Below are 16,378 nucleotides of genomic sequence, written 5' to 3'. Positions count from 1 at the left end.
TGGGGCGGCGTGAGATGACAAGCCGATACACGGAATCCCGTCGGCCCGACCGGTAATCGGAATGATGTATTCCGCATTCGTCGCGAAGGGCCGTTGCGGCACAGCAGTATGAGCCGGCGCCGATGACGGAAAGGCCATCGGCGCCGGCAGGCATCGAGTTTTCGGTTTTCCTGTTCGCCGCGTGGTCAGGAAACGTCGGGTGACGCCCCGTCGTCGGGCGGCCCCAGCCGGGGAAGAAAACGCTCACAGTCGAGCGACTGCATGGCCTTCGCCATCGTGCGCACGTGAATCTCTTTTTCCTGGCGCTCGAACATCAGGGTCAGTGCGTCCCGCAGCGCCCGCGTCTCGGAGACGAGCGCCTGCGCGGCCCTGAGCGCCGTGTACGTCCCCGTCGTCTGCGTGGGGTTGGCGTCGCCCAGCCGCTTCAGAACAGCCACATATGCATCCACCACCTTGGACTCGGCTTCGGTGAGAGCCGGAATCTTGGGACCTTCGGGGAACATCACGGACGCAACCGCCTGCCTGCACTCATCTTGATCACTCGGTCAGGGATTCAGTCCCGCTACTGGGCGTTGCGCGGCACCACGACCTGGTCCACGATCCCGTACTCGAGGGCCATCTCGGCCGTGAGGATCTTGTCGCGCTCGATGTCGTCACGGACCTTCTCGATCGGCGCGTTGGAGTGCTTGGAAAGCATCTCTTCCATCTGGGCCCGCATGCGCAGGATTTCGTTGGCCTGGATCTCGAGGTCGGAGACCTGGCCGCGACCGGTTTCGGTGTACGGCTGATGAATCAGTACGCGGGCATTGGGCAACGCCATCCGCTTTCCGGGGGTACCCGCCGCCAGCAGAACGGCCGCTCCGGAGGCCGCCTGCCCCAGACAGACCGTCTGGATGTCGCATTTCACGTACTGCATGGTGTCGTAAATCGCGGTCAGCGCGGTGAAGGAACCGCCCGGGCTGTTGATGTAAAGGGAGATATCCCGGTCCGGGTCCATCGATTCCAGGCAGATCAGCTGAGCCATGATGTCATTGGCCGAGGCGTCGTCGATCTGCACGCCCAGGAAGATGATGCGCTCCTCGAAGAGCTTGCCGTACGGGTCGTACTCACGGACACCCTGCGAGGTGCGCTCCACAAAGCGCGGGACCACATAGCGCGCCTCGGCCTGGGGCAGTCGGGCGCGAGCGTCGGAAACATTCCTGAAATTCACAGTACCGTCCTGTTGATGGAAGTAGCCTGGCGAGAACCGGATAACTAAAAGAGAGCGGCGCAGCTCACGCCCTTACCGCAAAAGAACTTTCGATGGCCCGCTCGATAATGGGTGCGACATCTCCCAGCCGGGCGTCGTCCATCATCGTGTAGTGCGTACCGCCGGCCCAGGCGACGGACACCGGGCGGCCGGTCACCTCGGACCAGCCCAGGCACTCCGGTGCCGCGTTCCAGCCGGTTTCGTCACGCGCCCGGATCACCAGGAGTGGCGCCGAACAGGGCCTGGCCTGCCAGCTGTTGTCGAAAATCCCCTGGTGCCAGCGGTAGATGTCCCAGAAGGGGCGTAGATCCTGGCCCGTGAGACCCGGTGCGTCACTCGCGACGGCGATCAGGTCCGCCGCGTGGTCGAGAAGCGCGTGGACCGCGGAGCCGTCGACCCCGGAGTTGTCGGCCGAGGCCCTGGCGGAGCGGCCGGCCCCGGACATGTCGATCCCGAAGAGCCCGCCCACCTCCGTGGCCAGATCGGTCGTACGGCCCTCCATCACCTCATGGGTCGCGCTGTCCAGCAGGATCACGCCGGCCGGAGTGACCCCCCTCTCCTCGGAGAGGCGCGCCATCTCCACGGCGACCGGCCCGCTGAAGGACCAGCCGACGAAGACCGGCACCGACCGGGAGTCGGCGGCCAGATACTCCGTCAGATAGGCGTCCGCGATGCCCTCGATGGACCGGCGTCGGCCGGGGTCGATGCCCGTGGCCTGGAAGGCGTAGACGGAGGAGTCCGCTCGCAGATGCGGCTCCAGGGCGCGGAACGAGGCGGCCGAACCGCTCGCAGGGTGGATGAAGACCAGGGCATGCCGCCCACTGGACGCCTTCAGGCAGACCAGGTTTCCGCCCACGTCACACAGCTCCTTGTCGATCAGGCTCACGGCAGGCCGACGGGGGCAGGGCATGACTCGCCCTCCCTCGGCAGCAGCGCAAGCGCGTTGATCCAAATGTACAGGACGTACAGAACGTAGGATGACCGGATGGCTTATGAGATTCCCGTGACGCAAGCCCGGGCCGAGCTCGCGGACCTGATCAACCGTGCGGTGTACGGCGGGGAGCGAGTGGTCGTGACCCGCCACGGCAAACCGCTCGTCGCCCTCGTATCGGCCGAGGAGCTGGAACGGCTGGACTCCGCGGCGCAGGAGGCTCAGGAGGAGCAGGAACGGGTGATCGGGACCGTGTCCTACGTGTCGGAGGTCCAGCCCTCCGGCGGCGAACAGGGCCAGGGCCGTTTCGGCCTTGTCGCCGAGTACGGCTCCCCGTACCGGTCTTACGGGCCCTGACGAGGCGCGGACCGGAGCGGCGCGACGGGACGAATTCCGGCTCGCTCACCATGCGGAGGGTGCGCGAGCCGGGTTGGCGTCAGCAGGCAGCAGGCAGCAGGCAGCAGGCATACGCCACCTGGCTGACGTTCCGTCACGCCGGTACCGAGATGGCCGTGATCACCAGCCCCGACGCGACGAGCCACCGGCCGGTGAATTCCGTGATGCGGGTGCCGGCTACCACGGGGCCGGGGACGAGGAGGCGGGCGGTGAAGGTGGCGTCCGTCGGGTCGAGGGTGAGCCGGGCTTCGTCGAAGTCCAGCCAGCGGCCCGTGAGCGGGTACCACGCCTTGTAGACGCTCTCCTTGGCGCTGAACACCAGGCGTTCCCAGCAGACTTCGGGCTGCAGGGCCGCCAGCTGGGGGAACTGGGCGCGTTCCTCGGGGCGCGTGATGGCCTCGACCACCCTGGGGTCGGCGATCGGCTCGTTGGGTTCGGCGTCCAGGCCGATGGTGACGACGTCCGTCGAGCGGGCCACCGCCGCGGCGCGGAAGCCGGTGCAGTGCGTCATCGCGCCGACGATTCCGGCCGGCCAGCGTGGTGCGCGGTCGGGGCCGGGCAGCAGGGGCGCGGGGGCGATGCCGAGTTCGGACAGGGCGCTGCGCGCGCAGCGGCGTACGGTGCCGAATTCCCTCTGCCGCTTCGGGACCGCGCGGGCCACCAGCTCGAGCTCCTCGGGGAACATCGCGGACAGCGGGGCGTCGTCGTGGAGGGCTTCGGCGGTGGCGATCGGGGCCGGCAGCAGCTTGTCGATCATGCGCTGGCCCCGGTGGTGGCGGGCAGGATCTGGACGGGGCGGCCCGGCGGGGCGGAACGGCGTTGCCATTCACGCGGGTAGCCGAGCGACACCTCCTGGTGGGGGACGCCGTCGCAGATCAGCAGCCGCGGGATGTGGAGATGGCCGTAGACCACAGCGGCTGCCCGGAACCGGCGCGGCCAGTCCGCGGTGGCCTCCGTTCCGCACCACAGCGCGAACTCCGGGTACCACAGCGGGCGGGTGGGTTCGCGTACCAGCGGAAAGTGGTTGATGAGGAGGGTCGGCAACTCCTCCGGCACCGCGGCGAGTTTGGCCTCGGTGGCCTTCAGTCGGTCCCGGCACCACGCGTCCCGTGTCGGATACGGGTCCGGATGCAGCAGGAACTCGTCGTTGCACACCACCCCGGCCTCCTTGGCGACGGCGAGTGCCGAGTCCTTGGAGTGCGTCCCCGGTGGCCGGAACGTGTAGTCGTAGAGGACGAACAGGGGCGCGATGACGACCGGGCCGCCCTCGCCTTCCCAGACCGGGTACGGGTCCTCGGGGGTCAGGACGCCCAACTCCCGGCAGATTTCGACGAGATGGTCGTAGCGGGCGACACCGCGCAGCTGCACCGGATCCTTGGCGGGTGTCCACAGTTCGTGATTGCCGGGTACCCATACGACGGTGGCGAACCGGCTGCTGAGGAGGGTGAGGGCCCAGCGGATGTCTTCGACGTATTCGCCGACGTCCCCGGCGATCAGCAGCCAGTCGTCCTCGGACTCCGGTCTTAACGCCTCGACGATGTCGCGGTTTTCCGTGTACCGGACGTGCAGATCGCTGACGGCCACCAGCTTGCCGCGGCCGTTGCCCCGGGCGGACCCGGGCGCGGGGGCGGGTGTGCGTGTGGTGGTGCTTTCGGGAGGAAGGGTGCGGATCTCGTAGGTCACGATCGAAAGTAAAGACGTTGGCGGCGGAGAGTCAAAGGGAGTTCGGCGCGTCGCCGCGGCGGATGCGGGTGGCGAGCCAGAGGTCGAAGCGGTCGTCGGGGTCGTCGAGGCGGCGCCCGGTGAGATCCATGGCCTTGTCGAGGCGGTTGCGTACGGTGTGGCGGTGGACGCCCAGCCGTCGGCTGGTCGCGTCCCAGGCACCGCCGGATTCCAGCCAGGCCGCCAGCGTGGCCAGCAACTCCTCACCGTTGTCCGCGAGATCGAGCGGGCCGAGCACGGTGTCGGCATAACCGTGCAGCGTACGGCGGTCACCCAGGTCCAGCAGCAGCCGGCTGGCCGCGCGCTGCCGGACCTCGGCGGGCTCGCCGCTCGACCGGCTGACGGCGAGCAGTCCGGCCGCCTGGCGCAGGGACACCCGAATCGCTTCGGGGGCGGCCACCGGGCCGATGCCCGCCGGACAACGCGGCGCGAACCGGCCGAGCACCTCGCGGATGTCCAGGTCCTCGCCGACGACGGCCTCGATGAGCCAGGGCGCGGCGGTTTCCTTGGGCGTGGCCTCCGACGCCCCGTGCGCCGTCCCGGCGACCGCCCCGTCCCGCACCCGGACCAGGCCGCCCGGAATCGCCAGCGCCAGGTCGGCGGCCATGTCCTGCGCGGTGCCTGCCGCGGCCGGCTCCGCCTCGAGCGGCTCGACCACGACCCCGCGCACCCGCTCCGCGGTCAGGCCGGCCGCGACGAGCATGTCCCGGGCCCGCTCGGCCGGCGGCTCCACCTCGGACAGCAGCTCCGACAACAGCGCCGACCTGCGGCGACGCTCCGGCTCATCGCTCAGATGGCGCCGCTCCAGTTCCAGCGAGAGGAGGGAGATCAGGCCCGGTACGACCGACCGGGCGGCGGCGTCCGGGCGGCCGGTGAGCAGCAGCAGGCCACGCAGCCGGCGCGCGCCCAGCGGCTGGACCTCCAGCTGCCGCCCCGCTGTCGTACTGGACGCGCTGCCGCGCAGCCCGCGTGCCGCGACCCGCTCGATCAGGTCGCGCGCCTCGGCCGGCGGCGTCCGCGCGTCCGACTCGCCCGCCGCGAGCATCCGGCCCAGCGGATCGAGCACCGCGGCCCCGACGCCGGTGGCGGCCGTCCACTCCTCCAGCATCGCCCGCAGCTCGCCGCCCGTGGCCGCGGCCGTCAGCCGCCGCTGGGTCGCGAACGCCCGGTGCAGCACCTCGCTCTGCTCACTGGCCCGCGCGTCGAAGACGGCCTTGGTGACGGCGATGAACGGCACCTCGTCCGGCACCGTCAGCAGCGGCAGCCCCGCCTCCCTGGCGGCCGTCACCAGCGGCTCGGGGGCCTCCTGGTACGGCAGTCCCCGTCCGAGCCCGAGGGCCAGACACGCCGCACCGCCTTCGGCGACGTCCCGTACGTACGCCTCGCATGCGGCCTGCTCCATCGGCAGCAACAGGCCGATGGTCATGAGGAGTTCACCGCCCTGGAGCCATTTTCCCGGTGCCGGCAGATCCGAGACGGTCGCCGCGTCGATGGTGCGGGCCAGTAGCTCGGGCGGCACGTCGTAGGTGAGCGACAGTCCGAGATCGGGCCGGGCCAGCAGGTCGGAGATATGCAGCGGCATAGACACAGTGTCCAGCAGCTGGTGGCGGAATGGACGGTCGGGCGATAGGGGTGGTGGCCCACCCGCCCTGGATATTGGTCGAGGCCGATGTGGTGCGCGGCCGGACGCTTTCAGCGCGTGCGGGCGGGCGGGCCTGACGAGCCGCCCGGGCGCGGGAAGACCTTGGACTGCTTGACGCTTCCGAAGGCGAAGCTGGACTCGATCGACGCGATGCCGGGAATGGCGTGGATCTGTGTGCGCACGAGGATCTCGTACGCCTCCAGGCTTTCGATGACGACTCTGAGCAGGTAGTCGCTGCTGCCCGCCATCAGGTAACAGTCCTGGATGTGCTCGATGCGGCCGACATGCTCCTCGAAGACGTTGACGGCCTCGCCGGTGTGGCGTTCCAGACGGACCCGTACGAAGACGGTGATCGGCAGGCCGAAGGCGACCTGATCCACCATGGCCGTGTATCCGCCGATCAGGCCCGATTCCTCCAGGCGGCGTACCCGGCGCAGACAGGGCGAGGGGGACAGCCTGACCCGGTCGGCGAGGTCCTGGTTGGACAGGCGCCCGTCCGCTTGCAGCTCGTGGATGATCTGGAGATCCACAGCGTCCATCGTCACTCCTTGGCAGATTCTGCCCTCACGCTAGGGCTGGAGGGCAGAACTAGCAATCGTCTGCCCTGCGGAAAGCTCTAACGTTGCCTCCCGCGGCAGGGCCGGTTGTCGGTTCCGCCTGAGCGGCTCCAAGCGGGAGGAATCTTCAGTGGTCGTGACGAAGGCAGCGGGCGCGGCACCCGCCGGCGCGGGGAGTCCTGCCCCGGCGGGTGGCGGCGGGCGCGGGCTGGTCTCCCCGCAGGCTGTGGCCCTACTGGCGCTGCTGCTCACGGTCGCCATCTGGGCCGGGTTCGCGCTGAGCGCCCGTGCGCTGAGCGCCTCCACACTGCTGCCAGCCGACGCGGCACTGCTCCGCTTCGGCGTGCCCCTCGTGGTGCTGGCGCCCGCCCTGTGGCGGCGCAGGCGCCGGCTGGCCATGGTGCGGCCGGGCCCCGCAGCCAAGATCATCTGTGGTGCGGGGGTGCCGTTCTTCCTCGCGGCGATGTACGGCGGTTCGCTGACGTCGGCCGCGTTCGTCGGGGCGATCGTCCCCGGGATGGTCCCGCTGTTCGTCTCCGCCCTCATGGTCGCGGGCGGGAGGAGCGCGCCGCGCGGCACGCAGTCGGCCGGGCTCCTGCTGATCGTCGCCGGTGTCGTGGCGCTGGTCTGGCGCTACACCGCGGCGCTGGACGCGGACGTCCTGCTCGGCGCGGGCACGCTTCTCGTCGCCAGTGGGCTGTGGGCCCTGTACACGGTGGGTCTGCGGGAAGTGGACCTCGATCCCGTCGGGTCCATCGGACTGCTGTGCCTGCCCTCCTTCGCTGTCATCGCGCTCCTGGTCATGACCGGAGTCCTGCCGACCGGTCTCGCCCGGGCGGCCGGCGGCGACATCGTGTTGTTCCTCGTCGTCCAGGGGCTGGGCGTCGGCCTGTGTGCCGGTCTGCTGTACGCCTTCGCCATCCGCCGGCTGGGACCGGAGCGGAGCTCGGTCGTCGGCAGCCTCAGCCCGGTCGCCGTCGTCCTGCTCGCCATGCCCCTGCTGGACGAGTCGCCGACCCTGCCCGTCCTCATCGGCGTCCCGCTCATCACCACCGGCGTCGCGCTCGCCAACCGACGCCCCCGATCCAAGGTTTCCCCCGATGCTTGAGCTGCTTCCCACCCCGCCGGCCGACCCTCTGTGGGACCTGGCGGCCGAGTTCGCCGCCGACCCGCGCGCCGAGCGGTTGAACCTCGTCCTCGGCGTCTACCGCGACCACACCGGGGCCACCCCTGTCATGACGGCGGTCAGGGAGGCCGAAATACGCCTGGCGGAACGCTCCGCGTCCAAGGAGTACCGAGGGCTCTCCGGCAATACCGCCTTCAACCGGGCCATGCTGTCGATGGTGTTGGGCACCGAAGCCCCGACCGGACGGGCAACGGCCGTCCAGACCGTGGCGGGCACCGGAGCCCTGCGCCTGCTGGCCGATCTCGTGCGCCGGACCCGACCGGGCACCACGGTGTGGATCAGCGACCCCGCCTACGTCAATCACCGGCCCATCCTGGAGGCCGCCGGTCTCACGGTCCGGACGTACGGCCGGCTCGACGCCGCGGGACTCCCGGACCCCACCGGTCTGCTCGACGACCTGCGGGCCGCACGACATCACGACGTCGTCCTGCTCCAGGGCTGCTGCCACAACCCCACGGGCGTCGATCCGTCCTTCGAGATGTGGGAGGAACTGGCCGGACTCGCCGCGGCGAACGGCTGGGTTCCCTTCGTCGACCTGGCGTACCACGGGCTCGGCGACGGCCTCGAGGCCGACCTGCGGGCCACCCGGATGCTGGCCGACCGGCTCCCCGAAGTGCTGGTCGCCGTCAGCTGTTCCAAGAACTTCGGCCTCTACAGCGACCGCACGGGGTGTGCGATCGTCGTCGGATCGTCGCGGCAGACGCTGCGGCACGTCGAAACGGCACTCCAGAACGCCGCACGGACGCTGTACTCGATGCCGCCCGAGCACGGCGCCGCCATAGTCACCACCATCCTGGAGGACGAGGGGCTTAGGGCCGCCTGGCGGGCCGAACTCGACGTCATGCGCGACCGGATCGCGGCCAACCGGGCGGACCTGGTCGTCCATCTCCGTGCCCTCGGCCACGGCGAGCAGGCGGCGTCGCTCGCACGGCAGAAGGGCATGTTCTCCATGCTGCCGCTCACGCCTGACCATATGCGCCGGATGCGCCGGCAGTTCGGCATCTACGGCACGGCCTCGGGACGCATCAATATCGCGGGTGTCTCCGCGCACCGGATCCCGTTCCTGACGCAGGGCATATCCGCTGTCCTGGAAACGGCTCCGGTCGGCCCAGTCGTCTGACGGGCGCGCACACACGGGGTTCAGGGGACTTCACCCAGCACCACCGCCGACTCCGGCGGCAGTCGCACTGCGCCCTCGCGACCGTCGCCGGGGACGCGATCCCCCGGCCAGGCGGCCAGTGGGCGTAGCCGCGGAGTGGCGACGTCCGATGCAGGGAGCGGAACGGCGGCCACCGCGTCCCGTGACAGATTGACCGCCACCCGCACCGGACCCCGGCGCATCAGCAACCACCGGGCCCCCTCGTCGTAGGCGACCTCGGTGCCGGCCGGGTCAGGGTCGGTCAGGGCGGGCAGTCTGCGGCGCAGTTTCAGCAGCGTGCGGTGCCAGGACAGGAGCGCGGCATGGGGCTCGGTGTCCGGTTCGGTCCAGTCGAGGACGGAGCGTTCGCGGGTGGCCGGGTCCTGCGGGTCGGGCCAGTCGGCCGATGCGCCGCCCCAGTCGTGCGCGGCGAACTCGCGGCGTCGCCCCGCGCGTACCGCCTCCGCCAGTTCCGGATCGGTGTGGTCGGTGAAGTACTGCCAGGGAGTTCGTGCTCCCCACTCCTCGCCCATGAACAGCATGGGGGTGAACGGCGCGCACAGGACCAGCGCCGCGGCGCAGCCGAGCAGGCCGGGGGAGAGGGCGGCGGCGAGGCGGTCGCCGAGGGCGCGGTTGCCGATCTGGTCGTGGGTCTGGCTGTATGCCAGCAGGCGGTACGGGGGTGTGACGCGCAGGTCGAGCGGTGCGCCGTGGGCCCGGCCGCGGAAGCTGGAATGCGTACCGTCGTGGAAGAAGCCGCCGGTCAGGGTCTTGGCGAGGGCGGCCAGCGGGGCGCGTGCGAAGTCGGCGTAATAGCCGTGGGATTCACCGGTGAGGGCGGTGTGCAGGGCGTGGTGGAAGTCGTCGTTCCACTGGGCGTGCAGACCGTGGCCACCGGCCGGGCGCGGTGTGGTGGTGCGCGGATCGTTGAGGTCGGACTCGGCGATCAGGAACAGCGGGCGCCGGAGGCGGTCGGCGAGCGTGTCCACGGCGGCGGAGAGTTCGGCGAGGAAGTGCCGGCTGCCGGTGTCGTGCAGCGCGTGCACGGCGTCCAGCCGCAGCCCGTCGATCCGGTAGTCGCGCAGCCAGCTCAGCGCGCTGCCGATGAGGTATCCGCGGACCTCGTCGGACCCGGGGGCGTCGAGATTGATGGCCGCGCCCCATGGCGTGTGGTGGGTGTCGGTGAAGTACGGGCCGAAGGCGGGCAGATGGTTGCCGGAGGGGCCCAGGTGGTTGTGTACGACGTCGAGGACGACGCCGAGGCCGTGGCCGTGCGCGGCGTCGACGAGGCGTTTGAGCCCGTCCGGGCCGCCGTACGGCTCATGGACCGCCCACGGGGCGATGCCGTCGTACCCCCAGCCGTGGCGGCCGGGGAACGGGCAGACCGGCATCAGGGAGATATGGGTGATGCCCAGGTCGGCGAGGTGGTGCAGGCGCGCGGCGGCGGCGTCGAAGGTGCCCTCGGGGGTGAAGGTGCCGATGTGCAGCTCGTAGAGGACCGCGCCGGGCAGCGGGCGGCCGGGCCACGGGTGTTGCCAGGCGAACCGTCCGTGGTCGACGACCGCGCCGGGACCGCCGGGGCCGTCCGGCAGACGGGCGGCGCGCGGATCGGGGAGCGGTGGGCCGCCGTCGAGCCGGAAGCCGTAGCGGTCGCCGTCGTGGGCCGGCGCCTCGGTACGCCACCAGCCGTCGCGGCGGGCATCGCGCGCCAGGGGGACCGGTGGCTCGCCGGCCCGGTCGCCCGCCCACTGGAGCGCGACCCGACCGGCGTTCGGTGCCCATACCTCGAACAGCACGGTGTCCTCCTTCCGTCCCGGGCCTGGGGGAAGGCGTCCGACGTCCCCCGGGCCCCAGACGAAGAAAGCACGTCAGCGCGTCGCCCGACAGTCCGACGTGGCGCCGTGGCCGACATCGGGCCATCGCACTGGGCCGTTCCGGCGAGCGGCGGCGCCCGGTCCCGTGGCGGTCCGTGGGGATCCGGCCGGCCGTCCCGCCCCGGTCGCACGCCCCCGACCGGCCATAACGGATACCTCGCCTGGACAGCGGCACGCGGTGGCCGGACAATCACCGGCATGACTTCGCTCGAGTTCCCGGCACGGCCGGCGCGCCCGTCCGACGCCGACCGGGAACGCGCCCTCGATCTGCTGCGCGAGGGCGCAGCGCAGGGACGACTGTCCCAGGACACCTTTCTGCGCCGGATGGAACTCGTCCTCACCGCCCAGGCCCACTCCGAGCTCGCCCTGGCCACCGCCGACTTGGAGAGCCGCGGCAAGGTCCAGGGCACGCTGCTGCGGATGGTCGGCCGGGTGTCGGCCTTCCACATCCGGGTCCGCAGGGCCTGGCGCACGGAGCGGCTGCCCAAGCTTCTGCTGCCCGAGCCGGGCCCGTTCCCGCTGCTCATAGGGCGCGCCCCGGGCGTCGGCCTGCGCCTCAACCACGAAACCGTCTCCCGCGCGCACGCGGAGCTGCGCAGCGCGGGCAAGGGCTGGATGCTGCGCGACCTCGGCTCCACGAACGGCACCTGCGTCAACGGGCGCCGGGTGGTGGGCGAGGTGCCCGTCGGGCCCGGCGACCACATCACGTTCGGGCGGGTGGACTACGTACTGACGGAGCGTTGACGGCCCCTCAGTGCTGAGGCAGCCCGTCGACGGTCCCTCAGTGCTGATGCAGCCCCCGGCCCGCCAGCGTGAGAAACGTCTCGCCGACCGCCTCCGACAGCGTCGGATGCGCATGGATGTGCTGCGCCACATCGGACGGTTCGGCGTCCCATGCCACGATCAGCTGGCTCTCCGCGATCATCTCCGAGACATGCGGCCCGACCAGATGGACGCCGAGCACCGTGCCGCTTGCCTCCCCGCCAGCCCCGTCCGCCGCCGCGATCACCTTCACCATGCCGCCCTGCCCGTGCACCATGCCCTTCGCGGTCGCCGTCAGCGGCATGGTGTTGACCTTGACCTCCCGCCCCTGGGCGCGCGCCTCGGCCTCGCTCAGTCCGACCGAGGCGGTCTGCGGACTGGAGTACGTCACCCGCGGCACCGTCGCGTAGTCCACCGGCGGCGACGGGATCCCGGCCAGCGTCTCGGCCACCAGCAGCCCCTCGGCGAACGAGGCGTGCGCCAGGCCCAGCGACGGCGGCGGCAGCAGATCGCCGACCACATGGATGCCAGGGACGGCCGTCTCCAGCCGCGTCCAGTCGGCCGGCGGGAGGAACCCCCGTTGGTCCGTGGCCAGTCCGGCGGCCTCCAGACCCAGCCCGTCGGTCACGGGAGCCCGGCCCACCGCGACCAGCAGCCGCTCCGCCTCGACGACGACCTCCCCGCCGCCCGGCGTCCGGACGGTGGCCCGCACCCCGTCCTCCAGGAGCTCGGCGCCGACCAGTGTCGACCCCGTACGGACCCTGATGCCGCGCTTCTTCAGGCCGCGCACCAGATGCCGGCCGACGTCCTCGTCCTCCAGCGGCAGCAGCCGGTCCGCCGCCTCGACGAGGGTGACCTCGGCGCCCATGGAGCGGTGGAAGGACGCGTACTCGACGCCGATCGCGCCACCGCCCAGCACCAGCACCGATTCCGGCAGCCCCGGGGCGAACAGTGCGTCGTCACTGGTGACGACCCGCCGGCCGTCGGCCGTGAGGCCCGGCAGCATCCGCGGCCGTGAGCCGGTCGCCAGGACGATGCCGCGCCGGGCCGTGAAGGCGCCGCCCTCGGGCCCGTCGACGAACACCGAACGGTCCCCGGTCAGTCGCGCCGAGCCGCGCACCACCCGCACCCGGGCGCGCGCCAAGTGGCCTGCCACGCCCTGGTGGTTGCGGGAGACGATGTCGTCCCGGGTGGCGGTCAGCGCGCCCCAGTCGATGGCGTCCAGTGTGGTCTTCACCCCCCACCGCTCGCGCGCCTCCGCGATACCGTCCACCAACTCCGCGGCGTGCAGCATCGCCTTGCTGGGAATGCAGCCGCGGTGCAGGCAGGTGCCGCCGACCAGATCGCGTTCGGCGAGCACCACCCGCAGTCCGAGTCCGGCGGCGCGCAGCGCGGTGCTGTAGCCGCCGGTGCCACCGCCGATCACGATCACGTCCGGCTCGTTTGTCTCGTACATCTCTTGCAGCTGGTCGGCGTTCATGTCGTCAAGGCTGCGCCCACCTGCGTCGATGCGTCCAAGGCAATGTTTCTATGGAGGCCATGAGGGGCGTGCATGACCTGGGGAGGGGCGGATGAGCCTGCGGCAGATGGAGTATCTGGTGGCGGTCGTCGAGGAGGCGTCCTTCACCCGCGCCGCCGAGGCGCTGCATGTCACCCAGTCCGCCCTCTCGCACCAGATCAAGGCACTGGAACGCGAGGTCGGCGGGCCGCTGTTGGAGCGGATGAACCGCGGCGTACGGCTGACCGCGATGGGCCGGGCCTACTTCCCGCACGCCGAACTCGCCGTCCGCAGCGCCCGCCAGGCCCGCCGCGCGGCCCTGGCGGCGGCCGGCGCGGAGAGCGGCGAACTGCATATCGCGTCGGTGCACGGACAGGCGATCGGTGTGCTCCCGGAGGTCTGCGCCCGCTGGGCCCGCGAGCATCCCAGGGTGCGTCTGATCCTCCACGAGTACGCCACCACCGAGGAGTTGTACGACCAGATGGAGCGCGGCGTGGCCGATATCGCCCTCGGGCCGCGCCCCAAGAACTGGCAGGGGCCGGTCAGTGTCGTCGGCCAGGAGCAGATGGTGCTGGTCGTGCCGCATGACGATCCGCTCGCCGCCCGGGAGTCGGTGCGTCTCACGGATCTGGCGGAACGGCCGTGGGTGCGGTGCGGACTGGAGCCGATGGTCGACGGCCGGCGCTGGCTGGACGTGGAGTGCGAGCGGGCCGGCTTCGCGCCGCGTACCGCCGTCCGTACGCAGCACAGCTCGACGGCAGTGCGGATGGCGTCGGCCGGTGTCGGTGTGCTGCTGACCGCGGCCCATGAACTCACCGGCCTCAACTGCGCGTCCGTGCCCACCGATCCGCCGTGGCGGCGCGATATCACCGTCTTCTCGCGCGTCGAACCGAGTGGTGCGGCGGCGGAGTTCACCGAGCTGCTGCGCGCCCGTGCGGGACAGGTGGAAAGCGGCCGGCAAGTCGGCAATCGCGCATAGAACAAGGCGGCAATCAGGCGTAGCGCTACGCGGCAATCAGGCATAGATATCTATTACTTAATCACGTCGGGCCGCATGGCGCATCTCGGGGGTAATTACCCTGTCAACTTTATTCGTTGATGGCATTTCCGCTGGTCACTGGTAACCTGAGTGGTGTCTGAACTGTCGCCGTTTCCCTCTGGAAGAAGGTGGCGTAATGCTGAGGTACACGGCTCCCACGCTGACCCGTTTGGGTCGCATCGAGGAACTGACCGGACAGCTCCGTAGGGGCGTTCCGGACGTCCTCGGCCACGGCAACATCTTGTGACATCCCCCCAGTCGGGCCCCTCGTCCGCAGCGCGGTCGGCGCTGCGGAGAGGGGCTTTGACGTCCGGAGAACCGCTGGTGGCGGACTTCGCCGGATGCTCGGGACGGGCCGTACCGGGAGGTCCGCGGTCCGGTGTCCCGCAGCACGGACCGCACGGCCGGAACGAACCGAACGGCCCGCAGGGACCGTACGGATACCGGGTGATGGAGATCGGCGCCCGGAACGGACTGCCCCGTGCCGGGTGTTGCGCATTTCAATGGTTGCGCCCTGGAGTTCTTGAAGGTTTGCCACAACCGGTCCCGGACTGCTTTCTGCTGCTTTCCGGGCCGCTGCCACGGCGCCGGTCATCGTCCGCGGATTTCGTGGAGCGCATCGTGCGCGCCGCGGAATTCCCTCAAACATTCACCGACCTGCTCGCCCAACTCCCGGCGGAACTCTCCGGATGTGTGGTGACGCCGGAGCGCGTCGTCATCTTCCGTGGCCTCACCAGCCCCGACCAGATCTTCTTCCGCAGGTCGCGGGCCGGGGTCGAATGGTCCTCCGATCCGCGCGACCTGCTCGACGGGCGATTTCCCGAATTCGACCGGGAAACCCTCTGGCGCAGCTGCCGCGGCGAGGACGTGTTCGTGTATCCGGGCCTGGGCCGGTTGCGCTCCGGACAGCTCGTCGCCTTCGATCCCGAGGCGACGTGGACCCAGCAGTACGAGCGGACCACCCCGATGGCGCTGCCGCGCCGCACCACCCTCCGCGAGTACGCCCGTCTCACCTACGACCTGCTCCTGGACGAGACCCGGCCCTATGCCGGCTGCGGTGACCGGCGGGTGGGCATCCTGCTGTCGGGCGGCGTCGATTCGGCCACCGTCCTGGCGGCGCTCGTGGACCACGGCGCCGACGTCATCGCGTACCACATGGGCACCGACGACCCGTCCGCCGACGAGTCCGGCTACGCCCGGCAGGTCTGCCGTCACCTGCGGGTACCCCTGGTCACGGTGGAGCGGGCCTCGGAGGACGAGGACTACTTCTCCACCGGGGCGGACTTTCCGCACCCCTTCAACCACGTCTGGCTGCGCTCTCTGGAGCGCGTCGCCGACCGCGTCGCCGCGGACGGGGTGCACATCCTGACGTCCGGGCTGGAGGGCGACATGCTCTTCGGCCCGCTGCGGTACGGACTGCACGACATCGTCGCCGGCGACGTACGGCGGCGGGAGAAGTTGCGGATGCTGCAAGGGCTGCTCGCCACCCGGTGGGAGCTGAGCCGGATCCTGCGCAGCGCCCGGCCCTCGTACTCGCTGTACGCGGACCAGGCGGCGCTCGATGAGGTGGAGCTCGGCAGCGACTTCCTCATCCCGCATCCGGACGCCGCCCCCGAGACGGACGACCTGGACTACGCGCCCCAGGAGCAGACCCTCAACCTGGGACTGTGGCGGCCGCGCGGCATCCACCTCGCCAAACCGTGGGGCGGCAGAGACCTTCGCCGGCTGGCGGCGCGTATTCCCGACGCCTACCGGCTGATTCCGTACGGCGGACGGACCATCGACAAACCGGTGCTGCGCCTCGCCGCGTCGCACCGGCTGCCGCCGGACGTCTGGCGGCACTACGGACGCACCTGGCTGGGCTCCCCCGACGAGAACTGGTGTCTGCGCCATGCCGAGGTCCTCGCCCGGATCCTCGGCGGCCCCGACACCCGGCTGACCGCCCTGGGGATCGTCGACCCGGTGCGGATCCACGAGGTGCTCGCCGACCCGCGAGCGCTGCGCCGTAACGCCGAGAACCTGCTGTGCTCCGCGATGGTCGAGCTGTTCCTGCGCGACCTGGAAGGGAAGACCGGCCACGCACCCCGGAGGTGATGCGGTATGCCACTGCTCCAGCTCACCGAACAGACGGTTTTCGACCAGGCCGACGGCGCCGGAATTCTGCTGGACGGCGCCCAGGGCGTCTACTTCGAGCTGAATCCCGTCGCCACCCTCATGCTGGACGCCGCCCTGCGGTACGACACCGCGGACGAGGTCGTCCAGCACCTCAGGGAGCGCATCGACGCGGGCGACGACACGCTGCGCGAAGGCATCGCCGCGCTGGCCGACCAGCTCGCCGAGAGCCACCTGGCCGAGCCCCGCAGCGACCCGCCCGCACCATGAAA

At 70.8% G+C, this 16,378-nt stretch carries 17 protein-coding genes; 8 read left to right on the top strand and 9 right to left on the bottom strand.

The window, feature by feature from the left end; translation table 11 throughout:
- Positions 1-185 precede the first annotated feature (185 nt).
- The 3 genes from FCH28_RS25310 to FCH28_RS25300 all read right to left on the bottom strand — a co-directional run bounded on the left by FCH28_RS25310 (position 186) and on the right by FCH28_RS25300 (position 2,159).
- Positions 186-503, bottom strand: coding sequence for a hypothetical protein (locus FCH28_RS25310; RefSeq protein ID WP_136742560.1), 318 nt, complete (start codon positions 501-503; stop codon positions 186-188).
- Between the two features lie 59 nt (positions 504-562).
- A complete protein-coding gene (locus tag FCH28_RS25305; RefSeq protein ID WP_136742443.1) occupies positions 563-1,210 on the bottom strand; it encodes an ATP-dependent Clp protease proteolytic subunit in 648 nt (215 codons plus the stop codon).
- A 64-nt stretch (positions 1,211-1,274) separates the two neighbouring features.
- Complete coding sequence (locus FCH28_RS25300) at positions 1,275-2,159, bottom strand: thioesterase domain-containing protein (protein WP_136742442.1); 885 nt, start codon at positions 2,157-2,159, stop codon at positions 1,275-1,277.
- A gap of 75 nt (positions 2,160-2,234) precedes the next feature.
- Here FCH28_RS25300 and FCH28_RS25295 point away from each other — a divergent pair, with 75 nt between their 5' ends.
- Positions 2,235-2,537 carry a type II toxin-antitoxin system Phd/YefM family antitoxin gene (locus tag FCH28_RS25295; protein WP_136742441.1) on the top strand — a complete coding sequence of 101 codons (303 nt, stop codon included), beginning with the start codon at positions 2,235-2,237 and terminating at the stop codon, positions 2,535-2,537.
- 133 nt (positions 2,538-2,670) lie between these two features.
- Here FCH28_RS25295 and FCH28_RS25290 read toward each other — a convergent pair whose 3' ends face one another.
- The 4 genes from FCH28_RS25290 to FCH28_RS25275 all read right to left on the bottom strand — a co-directional run bounded on the left by FCH28_RS25290 (position 2,671) and on the right by FCH28_RS25275 (position 6,479).
- Entirely contained in the window at positions 2,671-3,333 is a 663-nt protein-coding gene (locus FCH28_RS25290; protein WP_136742440.1) for a 4'-phosphopantetheinyl transferase family protein, read from the bottom strand.
- A complete protein-coding gene (locus tag FCH28_RS25285; RefSeq protein WP_425471990.1) occupies positions 3,330-4,259 on the bottom strand; it encodes a metallophosphoesterase family protein in 930 nt (309 codons plus the stop codon). The genes FCH28_RS25290 and FCH28_RS25285 overlap by 4 nt, the downstream gene beginning before the upstream one ends.
- A gap of 31 nt (positions 4,260-4,290) precedes the next feature.
- On the bottom strand, positions 4,291-5,880 hold the full coding sequence (locus FCH28_RS25280) for a PucR family transcriptional regulator (RefSeq protein ID WP_136742439.1): 1,590 nt from the start codon (positions 5,878-5,880) through the stop codon (positions 4,291-4,293).
- 110 nt (positions 5,881-5,990) lie between these two features.
- A complete protein-coding gene (locus FCH28_RS25275; RefSeq protein ID WP_136742438.1) occupies positions 5,991-6,479 on the bottom strand; it encodes an Lrp/AsnC family transcriptional regulator in 489 nt (162 codons plus the stop codon).
- Positions 6,480-6,633: 154 nt separating this feature from the next.
- On the opposite strand from FCH28_RS25275, the gene FCH28_RS25270 reads away from it, so the two are divergent.
- Positions 6,634-7,605 (top strand): DMT family transporter, encoded by a 972-nt coding sequence (locus tag FCH28_RS25270; RefSeq protein WP_246103174.1) that lies wholly within the window; start codon positions 6,634-6,636, stop codon positions 7,603-7,605.
- Positions 7,598-8,803, top strand: coding sequence for an amino acid aminotransferase (locus FCH28_RS25265; protein WP_136742437.1), 1,206 nt, complete (start codon positions 7,598-7,600; stop codon positions 8,801-8,803). The genes FCH28_RS25270 and FCH28_RS25265 overlap by 8 nt, the downstream gene beginning before the upstream one ends.
- A 20-nt stretch (positions 8,804-8,823) precedes the next feature.
- On the opposite strand, the gene treZ is transcribed toward FCH28_RS25265, so the two are convergent.
- On the bottom strand, positions 8,824-10,617 hold the full coding sequence (gene treZ / locus FCH28_RS25260; protein ID WP_136742436.1) for a malto-oligosyltrehalose trehalohydrolase: 1,794 nt from the start codon (positions 10,615-10,617) through the stop codon (positions 8,824-8,826).
- Between the two features lie 276 nt (positions 10,618-10,893).
- Here treZ and FCH28_RS25255 point away from each other — a divergent pair, with 276 nt between their 5' ends.
- On the top strand, positions 10,894-11,439 hold the full coding sequence (locus FCH28_RS25255) for an FHA domain-containing protein (RefSeq protein WP_136742435.1): 546 nt from the start codon (positions 10,894-10,896) through the stop codon (positions 11,437-11,439).
- A gap of 37 nt (positions 11,440-11,476) precedes the next feature.
- On the opposite strand, the gene lpdA is transcribed toward FCH28_RS25255, so the two are convergent.
- Positions 11,477-12,913 (bottom strand): dihydrolipoyl dehydrogenase, encoded by a 1,437-nt coding sequence (lpdA, locus tag FCH28_RS25250; protein WP_136742557.1) that lies wholly within the window; start codon positions 12,911-12,913, stop codon positions 11,477-11,479.
- A gap of 115 nt (positions 12,914-13,028) precedes the next feature.
- Between lpdA and FCH28_RS25245 the strand changes: the two genes are divergently transcribed.
- From FCH28_RS25245 to FCH28_RS25230, 4 genes are all read left to right on the top strand, one after another.
- The gene (locus FCH28_RS25245) at positions 13,029-13,934 is read left to right on the top strand and encodes a LysR family transcriptional regulator (protein WP_136742434.1); all 906 of its coding nucleotides are present in this window, start codon (positions 13,029-13,031) and stop codon (positions 13,932-13,934) included.
- Between the two features lie 196 nt (positions 13,935-14,130).
- A complete protein-coding gene (locus tag FCH28_RS40130; RefSeq protein WP_136742433.1) occupies positions 14,131-14,241 on the top strand; it encodes a lasso RiPP family leader peptide-containing protein in 111 nt (36 codons plus the stop codon).
- Positions 14,242-14,615: 374 nt separating this feature from the next.
- The gene (locus FCH28_RS25235; RefSeq protein WP_169314250.1) at positions 14,616-16,088 is read left to right on the top strand and encodes an asparagine synthase-related protein; all 1,473 of its coding nucleotides are present in this window, start codon (positions 14,616-14,618) and stop codon (positions 16,086-16,088) included.
- Between the two features lie 6 nt (positions 16,089-16,094).
- Positions 16,095-16,376 (top strand): PqqD family peptide modification chaperone, encoded by a 282-nt coding sequence (locus tag FCH28_RS25230; protein WP_136742431.1) that lies wholly within the window; start codon positions 16,095-16,097, stop codon positions 16,374-16,376.
- The last annotated feature ends 2 nt before the right edge of the window (positions 16,377-16,378 follow it).

It is taken from the genome of Streptomyces piniterrae, assembly GCF_005048155.1.
Classification (GTDB): Bacteria; Actinomycetota; Actinomycetes; order Streptomycetales; family Streptomycetaceae; genus Streptomyces; species Streptomyces piniterrae.
This window is presented reverse-complemented; position numbering and strand designations above follow the sequence as displayed.